1 protein-coding gene is annotated in these 15,472 nt (G+C 51.2%); it reads right to left on the reverse strand.

What is annotated here, in order from left to right:
* Nucleotides 1-42: 42 nt before the first annotated feature.
* The gene (locus MAMMFC1_RS20635) at nucleotides 43-15,423 is read right to left on the reverse strand and encodes an SDR family NAD(P)-dependent oxidoreductase (protein ID WP_126310276.1); all 15,381 of its coding nucleotides are present in this window, start codon (nucleotides 15,421-15,423) and stop codon (nucleotides 43-45) included.
* Between the last annotated feature and the right edge of the window lie 49 nt (nucleotides 15,424-15,472).

A 15,472-nucleotide genomic window follows, 5' to 3' on the forward strand; every position in this document is an offset into this window, starting at 1 on the left:
AATTACATTTTCCAGTTCCCAAGTTTTGCATAACGCCTCATGTTAATCCACTATTTTCTCCGTTTCCTCATTAAGGGAATCCTGGTGTTTAAACGAACTAAACAGTTGTTCCGCCTGTTCGCCGTCTAAAACCCCGTTCTTCACTTGCTCCAAAATCTCATTCAAAGAATTCAAGGAAAGGTTCTGGGTTGATTTTGCCGATGCTTGAATCGTTTCCCCCTTCTGCTCAGGCAATTCCAATACCAGATAATTTGCCATCTTGACAATACTTGGATAATCATAGATTCTTGTTGCCGGAATTGATGTCCCATATTGCCGGTTAATTGCCTGAACCCACTCCACACCGGTAATTGAATCAAGCCCCATATCCACAAATTCTTTATCTACATCCATATCGCCCGGGTTCATTCTCAGGACTTCCGCCAGGCTTGCTTTGAGCTCTTCCCGCAGTGAGTCCGCCAAGACGCCCGGCTGGCCTTGAACCAGGGATTGGGCTTCATTGTTAATCTCAAATCGTGATGACGAGACTTGGTCTGATTTTACAGGCGCTGCTTGAATCATCTCTCTTTTTAGCTCAGTTTTTAGCTCAGCTAATTCTGTTGCCAGATAATCGGCCATTTTACCAATAGTGGGATAATCATAGATTCTTGTTGCCGGAATTGATGTCCCATACTGCCGGTTAATTGCTTGAACCCACTCCACACCGGTAATTGAATCAAGCCCCATATCTACAAATTCTTTATCTATATCAACATCGTTCAGCATCATTCTTAAGACTTCCGCCAGGCTTGCTCTGAGCTCTTCCCGCAATGATTCCACCGAGACGGCCGGCTGAACATGAGCTATGGATAAAATGTCTGGAGGCTGCAATTTCACATCCCGCCCTGTTGACGCTGCATCCCTGTTCAGCGGCGCTTGCGTCTCTGAAATCCCGGGTATGGCTTCCTCGTTAATCGCAAGTTTTGATAATAAAATGCCGGGAGGCTGCAATTTCACATCCTGCCCTGTTGACGCTGCATCCCTGTTCAGCGGCGCTTGCGTCTCTGAAGTCGCGGGTATGGCTTCTTCGTTAATCGCAAATTTTGATGATACGATGCCTGGAGGCTGCAATTTTACATCCTGCCTTGTTGGCGCTGCATCCCTGTTCAGCGGCGCTTGCGTCTCTGACAAGGTCATTAGTAAAACCCCGCTCGGTTTACTTGAGACTTTTGCAATCGTGCTTGTCACGTTGGCGGACTGTAAAGATTGCTTAGGAATTTCTGATTGAACCGACTCTTTCAATGTTAAGGTCATTGCAGCGGTTGAGATTCGGACCGGGTCGACGGGCTTTTTGGTCTCGACTGGGGGAATCCAGTAGCGCTCTTTGGCAAAGGGATAGGTGGGCAGAGAGATGCGCCTGGGTTTGGTTTCGGCATAAAGCTTGTTCCAGTCGATGGACAGGCCCTTGACCCAAAGGTCGGTGAGTTTGGCATATTTGCCGCGTTGGATCCATTTGCAAATAGCTTCCTGCAATTCTTCATCCGCTGTAAAGACGGCCAGGGTCTCCTTGTTGCGTTTGACCTGTCCCCGGTAGAGGTCTTCTAAGCCGTCCCGGCCTGCCAGATAACCTTGTAGTTTCTCCTCCAGCTCTTTAAAAGAAGCGGCGATAACAGCCAGACGTTCTTCCATAGCCTCTCTTCCCACCTGAAGGGTGTAAGCGACGTCGGTTAAGTCGCCGTCGGAGAATTGCTGGCTTTGGATGACAGTCAGCAATTGCTGCGCTTGTTCCTGCAAGCGCTCTTCGGTCTTGGCGGATAATACGATAATGGCCGGGTTTTGGGAAGTAATGGTGATTGGGATTCTTTCCTGAGCCGGGATGTACTCCTCAATTATTAGGTGAGCGTTGGAGCCCCCGGCGCCAAAGGAAGAGATGCCGGCTGTCCTGGGATATTCCCTGGTGTCTCCGTCAATCGTAACCACCGGGCGCTTCCACTGGGCCAGCTCCTGTTGGACGACGAAGGGGGTGACGGGGAAATCGATATTAGGATTTAATTCCCTGGCATGCAGACTGGGAGCAATCTTTTGATGTTTCATTTGCAGTACAATTTTGGCAACCCCTGCAATCCCGGCGGCTGCTTCCAGGTGGCCTATGTTTGATTTCACTGAACCGATGGCGCAATATCCTGTATCTTTTGTGTCCTTGCGGAATGCCTGGGTGAGGCTTGTAATTTCAATCGGGTCACCAAGTTCCGTCCCCGTCCCATGGGCTTCGATGTAGCTGACGGTCCGGGCATCCACACCGGCTTTTTCCATCGCTTTTCTGATGACATCCCCCTGAGCGTTTGGATTGGGCACGGTATATCCGTTGGTCTTGCCGCCATGATTAATACTGGTACCCCGGATGAGGGCATAGATATGATCATGGTCCTTTATTGCCTGAGACAGGGGTTTTAATAAAACGCATCCTACTCCTTCACCGGGTACAAATCCGTTGCTGCCCCGGCCAAAGCTCTTGCATTGTCCATCCGCCGACAGCATCTGTTGACCGCAAAGTCCGATATAGCTTAAAGGATGGAGATACAGATTTACCCCGCCGGCAATTGCCATCTCACATTCGCCGTGGTAAAGATGTTCGCAGGCTTCATGAATTGCGGTTAACGAGGAGGAACACATCGTGTCGACCGGCATGCTGGGACCTTGCAAATTCAGGAGATAGGAGATTCTGTTGGCCACGGAGCTAAAGGAGGTGCGGGGAAAAACTTTTTCCCCGTGTTTCCAAAGATCGGTACCGTACAGCGCAAATTCTGTCTTGGTAATTCCCGCGAAGACCCCGATCTGCCGGTTATACTGGCTTGCAAGTTGTTCCCTGGTATATCCTGCATCCTCCAACACTTCCCAACAAGCCTCCACGAACAATCTTTCCTGCGGATCCATATTAAATGCTTCCCGGGGCGCAATATTGAAGAAGATTGGGTCAAAATCCGCAAATCCTTCGATAAAACCACCCCATTTGCTGTAGCTCTTGCCTTGGGCCACGGCTTCCTGCCGGTCCGGATGATAGAATCCTTCCAATGGCCAGCGTTCCGCTGGAATTTCGGCGATGCAATCCTTGCCTGTTTGTAAATTCTCCCAGTACTCGGCCAGGGACTTCGCCTGAGGATAACGCCCGCTCATGCCAATGATGGCAATTGGTTCTCTGGTTCTTTCCCTTGCGGCGGCAAAATTTCGGGTTTGCTTCCTGCTTGTTTTCAACGATGTCAGTACGGAAAAATCGCTGTCGGCGAGGGATGTTGTTGAGGGTGCTTTAGATGTTGATGTTGGCTGTACCTGATCCTGGAGTCCGGTCCACTGCATGCACCCTTGGGGGTAGTCCGCAATAAAATAATCTGCTAAGGCTCCTAGTGTCTGATATTCATAAAACAAGGTTTTTGACAGCTCACCGAAGATTTCGGCAAGTTTTTGATTGAGCCGGTTAATCATAATCGAATCGATGCCATAGCTTTCCAGAGCCTCGTCAGGATCTATTTTCCCTATACTCAACTTGGTGGTTTCTCCAAATAGAACTTTTAGTTGATGTAAGGTTTTTTCGCGAAGCAGTCCGGGATCTTGCGCGAAGGCGGCCTGCAGCTTGGCAGGCTGGCGGTCGGATTGGGGAGTGGCCGGAGTTATCGCCAGCAGTTTTTGCTTCATCTGTACCGGATTGCCTTCCAGCACCAGCACCTGAGGCTGTTCGCAGGCCAATCCTTGGTAGAGGGCCTGGATGCCGGACTCGGTTTGCATGGGAACCATGCCGGTGCTTTGCCGCATCATCCTCTCATTCTCTCTATCCAGTTGCATCCCGCCCTCTCGCCACAGCGGCCAGTTGACGGACAGCGTCCGGCCGTGGCGCCGGCCTGAGACCGCCAAGTCGTGACGGTAGCCGGCGTAGGCGTCCATGAAGGCGTTGGCTGTTGCATAGTCGGCCTGGCCCGGGTTGCCAAAATTTCCTGATATGGAGGAGAAGAGCAGGAAGAAGTCCAGCCTCTGGTCCTGGCTGGCCTGATCCAGGTTGATCAGTCCGCTCACCTTGGGAGCGAGAACTGCCTGGAACTCCTCGCTAGTTTTCTTGATGATGAAGTTGTCTTTGAGTATGCCGGCGGCATGGATGATGCCGTTGAGGCTGCCGGACTCACGCTGGATATCCTGAATCAGGCTGTTGACTGCTTCCTTGTCGGTTACATCCACCTGATGGTAAATGATCCGGGCGCCCGCTTCCTCCAGTTCTTTCAGCCTGGCTTGTCTGTTTTCGTCTAAAGGCGAGCGGCCGGTGAGGACCAGGGTGGTATCCTTGGCTTGCCGGATGATCTCCTGGGCAAAGAGGAGTCCCAGACCGCCGGCGCCGCCGGTGATCAGGTAAACGCCCCGGTCTTTCCAGGGGATGACCCCTTCCGGGGAAGCTTCCAGTTCCCTCAGGCCGGCAACGAAACGTTTGCCGGCCTGGTAGCGGACCTGATGATCCTCAGGGCTGCGGCTGTTCTCCCGCAGTTGTTCGATGATTGTCGCCGGGTCTTGTCCCGGCTCTATGGCAATCAACTGTCCCGCAAGTTTGGGGTTCTCCAGCCGGGCTGTTTTTAACAGGCCGGCAAGGCCGGCGCAGAGTTGTTGTTCATTCTGGCTGGAAACCACGATCTGGATCAGTATTTGTTCTTTCGGTTTATCCCTGAGAATGCTTTGAGTTTCTTCAAATACCCGGGCGGCATAGCTTTGGAAGCGCTCTTCGATCTCCGGCTGCGGCGACTTTAGAAGCAGGCAGTTGGCCTTGTTCAGCTCAGCAGTAATGCTTTCCGGAGAAAGGCTGTCTGTATCGCAGAGGATTACCAGGTGCCGGGCATAGTCAGGGGCTGAGGCTTCCTGGGCAACGGCTTGTTCCTTCCAGGAGGGCTGGAGCAGCAGCGTCCTGCTGGGTTCGACGCCCGCTTCACTTTCCAGGATTCTGGTGGTGAATGCCTTCATGCGCACGCAAACGCGGCCTTGATCATCGCACAGGTCGATATCCAGCTTCTGCAGCCTGTCCGTCGGCGTGCTGCCGCCGCTGTAGCGGATTAGCGCCCACATGGCCGGGGTGCAGCTGCCAAATACTTCTAGTTCCTCCAGGGCCAAGGGCAGAATAGGTTTGAAGGAGGTGTTGTTGGCTGGTGTCATGTCAATCATTAAGCCCATGGAGGCCTGGAGGGCGGAGTCCAGCAGGCCGGGGGGCAGGACGAACTGATCCTGAGTGGCTGTTGCGGCTGACGGCAGGGTGAGCTTAGCCAGGACCTGATCTTGTCCTATATACAACTGCTGGATCATCGTATGGAAGGCCTTGTTTATCTGGGAAGCGGAAAGGATGCTCCGGGCGCACTTGGCCTTAAGGGCAGACAGGTCCAAGGCTGGAGCCTCCTGGACAAGACTCAGCATTGCCACTCCCTGGCTGTGCACGATTGGCTCGGCGCCGACCCCATCGGGCTGGCTGTAAATCTCATAGGCGATCTGGCCGGTCTCCTCGGGATAGAGTCCGATGTGTACCTGGACTGGTCTGTCTTCCACGGCAATGGGGCGTGTCCAGACGATGTCCCGGAACCGGATCCGGGTCTTTTCTTCGTGCAGGACTGCCGCTGCCTGTTCCACTGCGGCCCTGGCCATCTCCAGGCAGGCTACTCCGGGCAGGACGCTCCGGCCGTTCAGTATAGGATCCGCCAGGAAGAACTCCTGGCCGGTAAATATTGATGTGAACTTGTATTCGGCAAGGTTGGAGGTATTCTGGTGCACAAGGGGATGGAGGGAGGCTGCTGTTGTGGAGATTGAGGTTGTTTTAGCCTCGATCTCAGGCAGCCAGTAGCGCTCTTTGGCAAAAGGATAGGCAGGCAGGGAGATACGCCGGGGCTTGGCAGCGGGATAGAGCCGGTTCCAGTCAAAGGACAGGCCCTTGACCCACAGGTCGATAAGTTGGGTATATTTGCCCTTGGCGATCCAGATGTCAATTATTTTGGGCATATCTTCGTCTGCTGTCAAGACGTCCAGGGTCTCCCTGTTACGCTTAACCTGCCCCCGGTAAAGATCCTCAATATTGTCCCGGCCCGCCAGGTAGCCTTGCAATTTCTCCTTCAGTTCCTGGAGCGACACGGCGGTTATGGCCAGGCGCTCCTCCATGGCCTCTCTTCCCACCTGGAGGGTATAGGCGATGTCGGCTAAGTCGGTATCGGCGAACTGCCCGCTCTGGACGGCGGCCAGGAGTTGTTCCGCCTGTTCGCGGAGGCGGTCCTCATTCTTGGCGGAGAGTACGATGATGGCCGGACTGGGGAAGGTGACGCTGCTTTCAGGTTTTTCTTCCGCCGGGACGTATTCCTCGATCACCACATGGGCATAAGTGCCGGAAAACCCGAAAGAGCTGATCCCGGCTGTTCTTGGGACTCCCGCCGGGCTTTTCCATTCCTCCAGTTCCCGGTTAATATAAAGAGGTGATTTATCCAGCTGAATATATGAATTCAACTGCTTAAATTTCGGCATCGCCGGAATCTGCCGGTTTTTCATCTGCAGAATGACTTTTATGATGCCGGCAATTCCCGCAGCGCCTTCCGCATGGCCAATGTTGGCCTTGGCCGATCCTATCGCGCAGAATTGCTCTTTCCTGGTAAATCGTTTGAACGCTTTTTTTAAGCTGTCAATTTCAATGGGATCGCCCAATTTGGTCCCTGTGCCGTGGGCCTCGATATAACTTATGGCTTCAGGATCGATGCCGGCATCTTCCCAGGCTTTGACAATGACATTTTCTTCGCCGGCAACGCTGGGGGCGGTTAAGGAAGGGGTGTAGCCCCCATGCAGGGATGCTGAGCCTTTAATAACCGCATAAATATGATCCCCGTCCCGTTTTGCCTGTTGTAATGGCTTTAACAAGATGCTGCCCACGCATTCTCCCGGAACATACCCATCGGCAGCTTCATCGAAAGTATGGCAGCGTCCCGTGGGCGATAAGGCGCCGATACTGCAAAAATAGCGATAATGAGCAGACGATAGGAGTAAGTTGGCCCCGCCGACAAAAGCCATGTCACATTCTTTATTGCGTAAAGCATGACAGGCGTAATGCAGGGCAAACAAGGAGGACGAGCAGGCAGTATCCACCGCCAGACTCGGACCTTTAAAGTCAAATGAGAATGAGACCCGGTTGGCAATGACAGTCTGCGCATTGCCGGTTCCGATATAAGGATCTGTCGGGTAGTTCATCTCGGCGATCTTATCAGCGTAATCATGAAAACAAACGCCGACAAATACACCTGTATTGGTTCCTCTTAACTGGTTGATGTACCCCGCATCCTCACCGGCAGCGTAAATGCTTTGCAGCAGCAGCCGAAGCTGGGGATCCATCCACTCCGCTTCCCGCGGCGCAATGTTGAAGAAATCAGCGTCAAATTTATCCACATCATCAAGGAAGCTGCCCCATTTGCTATAGGTTTTATCTTTTGCCTGCGGATTTTCATCGTACCAGGGGCGATAATCCCAATGGTCCGGCGGCACTTCCTTGATTACGTCCTTCTTGCTGCATAGATTGTTCCAGAATTGATCTAAGTTGGCGGCTTCGGCAAATAATCCATGCATCCCGATCACGGCAATATCGTCTTTCGTGGGTTCGGTAAGTGTTTTTATATTTATATTTATATTTTTTATATTTGCCGGCGCAAGTCTTTGCGCCATAACCGGGCCGGGTTGGCTAATACTTGGCGTCACTTTCGGCGGCGTGTGCCCTTTATCAATTCCCAGCAGCTGCCGGAACGACTCTTGATGTTCCGTGGCGAAAAACTCCATAAGTTCTTTAATATTCGGGTATTCAAAAAATAAGGTTGGGTATAATTCAATATTTGCTTCTTTTTCAATCTCATTGGCTATCGCCACCAACTTAGAGGATTCTATCCCCAAGTCCATAAAATTGACCTCTAAGTTGGAAAGCCGTGAACTATTTTTTACGTTATTAGCCAATTTGCTTAGCAAGTATTTTTGAATTTTACCGGCAAGACCGGTTGAATCTGACGGTGATTGGACATGATAAGCCGGACTCTCCCGGCTTTGCTGCTGAAGTTCCGCCGAAGCGGGAATCAGCTGATCCGCCGCGGGAATTTGGCTGGTGGAACGAAGCCGCTTAATGGAGCAGCCGGCAAAACTGGCAACGACCTCCGACTCATCATTGATCAGATCGGCATCAAAAACAATCATTTCCCCCGAGTTCTTCACCAGTCTTACAAGCAGCCAGCATTGTTCCAGTCTGCCATTTTTCTGGAACTGAATATCTTTAATTCCAAAGGGCAGATAACCTTCTTCACCATCCGCTTGTTTGTCCAATAAAGGCGACATTGCCAGATACGCGCTATTGGCAAAAAGAGGATGTAATACATAAGCATGGTTTTCTTCCCGCAGGATTTGGCTTAAATCAACTCTGGCCATTACCAGGTCGTTTCCTGTATAAAGATGAGTGATTGTTTTGAAACTCTCCCCAAATCCAACAGCCAGATTGGCAGTATAAATCCCAGCGATGTCATGGTATTCTTCCAAAGAGTTTGTTATGATGTCCACGTCTATTTTCTTGCTCTCGCAGGGAGTCTGCTGCAAGCTGACGGTAGCCGCCAGATCCCATGCCCCGGATGAAATATGCCGGTACAGAACCTGAAACTCCATTGCCGGTCCTTTCTGTACGGGTTCCACCAGGACTTCCACCTGCTGGCCCTCTTTCACAACGATTGGTTTAACAAAATTCAGGCGGTGAAGATGAAGGCTTTTTTCCTGGGGAAAGATCTTATAAAAAGCATTGATTGCCAAGCTTGCATGAGTCACGCCGATGAGTACTTGCTCGCCATACACGGTGTGATCTCTAAGGTACGGTTCGTTGTATGCATATACCTCAGGAGTGATATTATTGTCATTATCTTTATTATCTTTAATAATTCTTTCAGTCATCATTAAATCTCCCTGTTCAAAAGCAAATTCAATATCATGATCAAAGACATACTTGGGCAGCTTTATCGGGGGGGCTTCAAGACCATTCAGTTGTCTGAATTCCACGGCCGCCCCCGCCGCCCAATATTGCGCCAGTTGCCTTAAATCCTTCCTTTCCAATGCTTGCGGCAGGTTTGATGCGTCTAAAGAACTGCCAGTAAACGCGCCGTCGAAAGAGGTGTATATGCCGGAAGCCGCCAATTCTTCTCCCGCCGCCAGCAGATCCAGTTTTTCCAAAAGCTCCGGCACCGACGCTACTGCCATCGCCGCTCTGTGCTCTAAGTTATGGTTGATTTTCTGCAAGGACCGTTCCATATCCCCGATTGCCAGCGATGCGTTCCGGGTTAAATACCCCCGCATTTCTTTAAGATACTTGCGCAAACTCCCTTCTGTCTTGGCAGAAAAAATCATGAGGTATTCCGGGCGGGGATTTAGGCTGGAAACTTGGGCCAAACCTTCCCCTGTATATTCTTCTACAATCAAATTGGTATAGGCCCCGCCGGCGCCAAAGGAGTTGATCATGCTTCTTCGCGGCAGATTCTCGCCTGTTTTGGCATCCTTTAACGGATTCCAGGGACTGGTTGTTTCCTGCAGGTAAAAGGGACTGCTTTCCAGCTTAACATTGGGATTCCTCGGATTTGCATTGATTGACGGCACCAGGGTTTTGTGTTGCAGCTGCAAGAGAACTTTACTGAGCTGGGATATCCCCGAGGCGGCTTCCAGATGACCCAGATTGGATTTTACCGAGCCCAGCGCACAGTATTGCTTCTGATCCGAATATTTTTTAAAGGCGTTGTTTAGCGCGATCAACTCAATGGGATCTCCCATTTCCGACCCATTGGCGGCCGCCTCCACATAGCTGATAGTCAAAGGATCGATTCCGGCCCGCTGGATTGAATTCAGTATTAACTGGGCCTGTTGCCTGGGGTCGGGAACTGTGTATGCCTGCCGGCCGCCGCCATGATTGGCGAAACTGCTTTTAATCACGGCATCGATGCGGTCGTGATCTTGAATTGCCAGCGAGAGGGGTTTTAACAGCACCGCCCCCACGCCTTCTCCCGGAATATATCCGTCACCGGCGCCAAAGCTTTTACTCCGGTTGCCGCTGCCAAGAAATTTCACTCGTTGCAATGCATCATACTTGGATGGATCCAGGGTTAGATTCACTCCCCCGGCGATAGCCATGGAGCAGGTCTTCTGCTTCAGACTTTCACAAGCGAGATGAATCGCGGTTAACGAACTGGAGCAGGCGGAATTGACGGCCATACTCGGTCCGGTAAGATTAAAGAAATGCGAGGTTCGATTGGCAATTTGCCAGTCCGTGCCATTAGAGCTTAGCGCGGCCAGTTCCTGGGAGGGAATGCTCCAGGGATATTGGCCGTACATGGCGCCGACAAATACCCCGATCCCCTTCTGATACCTGGCTTGCAGATCCTGCAGAGCCGGTTTGGCATAACCCGCGTCCTCAAATGTCTCCCAGACAATCTCTAAAAACAACCGGACTTCCGGCGGCAGTTCCAGGACTTGATCCCGGGGGATTTCAAACAAGTAATGGTCAAATCGATCAATACTGTCCAAAAAACCGCCATAGTACTTCTCATATTGATATGGCAATTGCCCTTTTGATAATGCTTGGGCTAATGAGGTGTTCCAGCGTTGGCTGGAAACTTCGGCAATACAATTGTCGCCCGCTTTCAGGTGCTCCCAGAATTCTTCTAATGTATTTGACAAGGGATAACGGCCACTGATGCCGATAATGGCAATATCTTCCGCCGTTTGTTCCGGCAGGACCGCTTCCTGTAACTTCATAAACCGGGACCTTCTCTGAAGATTAGAGGCCGCCGGAGCATTCGGCGGCTGGATGATAGTCTCTTGCTCCGCCGGTGCTATTGATTCTGATAATTTTTCGGAATGATTTTCAATCAGATAATCTACCAGTTCCTGGGTGTTGCTATATTCAAACAGGAGGGTCTTGGGGAGTTCTCCGGTTACTTTTTCCAACTTCCGGATTATATTTACTTGCATAATGGAGTCAATTCCATATTTTTCGAAATGTGTTTCCGGCTGTATTTTTTCCTGGGACAGACCAATTACATTCCCCAGCGCCTGTTTCACCAGGTCCAGGGTTTGGGCCTGTAAAGAATCATCGGCGGCATCGGCGGCATTGATTTTTCCTTTGGGCTTCGTAATCCCGCCGGCAGGGGAATCCAAGCCTGTAGAGCGCCTTAATTTCGCCAGGTTGCCTTCCGCCACCAGCACCTGGGTCTTGCCGGCGGCTAATCCCCGGTAGAAGGCCCGGATGCCGGTCCCGGTCTGCATGGGAAACATGCCGATGCTTTGCTGCAGTATTCTCTCGGTCTCTTTATCGACCCTCATCCCGCCTTCCTGCCACAGCGGCCAGTTGACGGACAGTGTCCGGCCGTGACGCCGGCCGGAAGCCGCCAGGTTGTTGCGGTAGTGGGCATAGGCGTCCATAAAGGCATTGCCGGTAGAGTAGTCGGCCTGGCCCGGGTTGCCCATGGTTCCTGCCAGCGAGGAGAAGACTACGAAGAAGTCCAGTCTCTGGTCCTGGCTGGCCTGATCCAGATTGACCAGGCCGCTGACCTTGGGAGCAAGGACGGCCTGGAACTCCTCTTTGGTCTTCTTGATGATGAAGCTGTCTTTGAGCATGCCGGCGGCATGGATAATGCCGTTGAGATTACCGAACTCCTGCCGGATGTCTTCCATCAGACCGGTGATTGCATCCTTGTCGGTCACATCCGCCTGGCGGTAGATGATCCGGACGCCCAGGTTCTTCAGTTCTTTGAGCCGGGCCTGTCTGTCTTCGGCCAGCGGCGAACGGCCGGTGAGGATCAGGACGGCTTCTTTGACTTTATGGGCAATTTCCCTGGCAAAAATGAGTCCCAGGCCGCCGGCGCCGCCGGTTATTAAATAGACCCCCCGGTCTTTCCAGGGGATCTCCTTGGTTTCAGGGGAAACTTCCATTTCGCTCCAGCCGGCAACCAGACGTTTGCCGTCCTGGTAGCGGACCTCCTGGTCCTGAGGGCTGCGGCTGTTTTCCTTGAGTTGTTCGATAATGGTTTCCGTATCTTGCCCCGGCTCTACGCAAATCAACTGTCCCATCAGCCGCGGGTTCTCCAGTCGGGCTGTTTTCAAGAGGCCGGCTAGGCCGGCGCAAAGCTGCTCCTCGTTTAAACCGGCAGCTACTATTTGGATCAGTACTTGTTCTTTGATCTTATCCTTGAGAATGCTTTGGATTTCTTCAAACACCTGGGCGGCATAGGTTTGGAAACGCTCCCCGATCTCCGGCTGCGCGGACTTAAGAGACAGGCAGCGCACCTTGTTCATCCGGATGCCAACGTCTTCAGGGGAGATATTATCCGGCTCGCAGAGAATTACCAGGTGCTGGGCATAGGTAGAGGCGGGGAGTTCCCGGGCAACCGGTTGTTCCCGCCAGCAGGGCTCAAGCAGCAGCGTCCCATAGGTTCCTGCGTCCAATTCGCCTTCCAGGGTTCTGGATGTGAATGCCTTCAGGCGTACGCAAATATGGCCCTGATCGTTGCAGAGATCGATGTCCAGCTTTTGCAGCCTTTCCCCTGCTACGCTACCGGCACTCGGACGTATATGCGCCCACATGACGGCAGTGCAATTATCAAATATTTCAAGCTCACCCAAAGCGAAGGGCAGAGACAGCTTGAGGGGGATGTTGCCGCCGGACAGCAACGTTTCGCCGGCGTAGAGCGTCAGGCCAACCGAGGCCTGGAGGGCAGCATCCATTAGACTGGGGTGCAAGACAAACTGGTCCTGAGTATTGGCAACGGATGATGGCAGGGTGAGTCTGGCCAGTGCCTGGTCCTTTCCGATATACAACTGTTCGATCCCTTTGTGGGCGGGGCCGTAATCCAGACCTATGGTTTTGAAGGCCTCATAGAGCTGGCTGGAGCCGAGAGCGGTTTGGCCGCACTCGGTCTGCAGGGCGGCTAGATCCAGTGTGGGGACGTCTTGATCAGCGTTCAGCACGGCAATTCCCTGGCTATGGATTATTGATTCGGTGCCAGCTTCATCGGGCTGACTGTAAATCTCATACGCGATTCGGTCCTCTTCCGGGTAGAGTCCGATGTATACCCGGACTGGTTTGTCTCTTACGACAATGGGGCGCGCCCAAACCACGTTCTTGAGTTTTATCCGGGTTTTTTCCGCTTGCAAGGCTCCGGCTGCCTGCTCCACGGCGGCTCTGGCCATCTCCAGGTAGGCTACACCGGGCAGGATGCTTTCACCTTTTACTATGTGATCCGCCAGGAAGAACTCCCGGCCGGTAAATGTCGAGGCAAATCTTTGTTCAGCCAGATCGGAGGTATTCTGGTGCAAAAGGGGATGAATTGACGCTATGTCTCCTCTGCCGGTTGGTTTGGCGTCGATGTCAGGCACCCAGTGGCGCTCCTTGGCGAAGGGATAGGTGGGCAGAGAAATGCGCCGTGGATTCTGACCGTGAAATATTAGCTTCCAGTTAGGATTGTACCCTTTTGTATACGATTCCGCCAAGCCAATAAGCTTATTGTAATATTCCTGCTCATTTATTTCTCCGTCAAACAATGACTCTTCCATCATTGTCCGGTCGGATTCTTCTGTCGCAAGCGTATCCCCTTGTCTTTCCGGATTACTTGCTTTAAAATATCCTTCGGCCTGCCCATTTTCAAGAACTTGTTTTAATTTTTCCTGAAGTTCCGGGATATTCCTGACAACAAAAGCAGATCTTGCTTCGAAATGTTCCCGGCCTAGAAGCAAAGTCCCGCTAATATCGCCAAGATTATTATTGCCATTATTTCTTCCTTCTTTTTCCAGCCAAAGAGCTAAATCCTGTTCTTTTCGCCTTAAAGCTTCTTCTGTCTTGGCGGATAAACAAATTAGATAATAAGGTTGTTCTTGGGCGGCGGCTCTTGTATAAACCGGTGCTTCTTCAATTATTACATGAGCATTCGTACCGGCAAAGCCAAAAGCACTGACACCTGCCCGTTTGGGAAGGCCTGCCGGGGGATTCCACTCCTGCAGCTGTTTTATAATATAAAATGGACTATCCTGGAGCGAAATACGGTGATTTAGCTGCTTAAAATTATGTATTCCCGGTAATTGTTTATATTTCATAGCCAATAAAACTTTAATTACGCTCGCTATTCCTGATGCAGCTTCCAAATGACCGATGTTGGTTTTTACAGATCCCAAACCGCAATAATAATTTCCAAGTTTTATACCTGCTTGCGAGGCAACATGTTGAAATGCCGTAAGGAGCCCTCGGAATTCGAGGGGATCGCCTTTGGGGGTTCCGGTTCCGTGGGTCTCGATATAGCTAATACTATCAGGCGTTACGCCTGCCTGCGTACACGCACCAATAATTACTTCTGCCTGCGCTTCCGGATTGGGATAGGTTAAAGTATGGGTCTTGCCGCTATGATTAATAGCGCTCCCTTTCACAATTCCATAAATATAGTCCCCATCTGCCAGGGCTTTTTCTAAAGGCTTGAGCAAAATCACCCCGGCCCCTTCACCGCGTACCATACCGTCCGCAGCATCGTCAAATGTTTTGCAGGAACCGGTAGGAGATAATATACCCACTTTGGCAAAGCAGATATACCTGAGGGGAGTCAGTAACAAACTAACTCCCCCTGCTAAGGCCATGCTGCATTCTCCCCGCTGTATGGAGTGTACAGCCGCATGTATGGCGGTAAGAGCACTGGAGCAGGCGGTATCTAACGGAAAGCTCGGTCCCTTAAAATTAAAATAATAGGAAATCCGACTGGCGATAACTGACTGGGCAATTCCGGAGGCATAATGAGTGGCAATGGAGGAGAACTCTTTTTCTTGCAATTCTTTATAGTCCAAATTGGCGATACCGGTAAAAACACCGATATTTTCCCCCGCCAAATGGGAAGGGCAAATCCCGGCATCCTCAAAACAAGACCAGGAAAGTTCCAGCATAAGCCGTTGTTGAGGGTCCATTGTTTCGGCTTCCCTGGCAGTGATGCCAAAAAAATCGGCATCAAAGGCATCTACATTCTCTATAAATCCGCCCCACTTGCTGTTTGTTTTATTATTTTCGGTTATCGGGTCCCCCCAATATGCTTTCCAATCCCAACGGTCCGGAGGAATTTCTTGAATGTTTGATTTTCCTTGCCTTAAATTACCCCAATATTCTTCATAATTTCCGGCTCCAGGAAAACGGCATGCTACACCGACAATGGCAACCTCTTTACTTTGCGTCAGTGAATTGTCCGCTTCTTGCTTCCCCTTTTCAGGGTTAATGCTGCTAAAGTCTTTTTCATCGCTCTCATTGCTTTCATTGCTTTCTTTGTTGCCGCTAGCAGGGATCATTGTTTCTTTTTTGAAACCTCTGATAAATTCAGTCTTTTCCGCTACTCTCAAATATTTGCTAATTATATCTTTAACCATTCAATATTTCCTCCACTTTTCATGTATTAATTTAAGAGGTAGTAAGAAA

The sequence above is a fragment of the Methylomusa anaerophila genome, from assembly GCF_003966895.1.
GTDB lineage: Bacteria > Bacillota > Negativicutes > Sporomusales > Sporomusaceae > Methylomusa > Methylomusa anaerophila.

Excerpts from the sequence above, each read along its gene's own strand:
- MAMMFC1_RS20635 (WP_126310276.1), bottom strand. The coding sequence starts at position 15,423 with ATGGTTAAAGATATAATTAGCAAATATTTGAGAGTAGCGGAAAAGACT.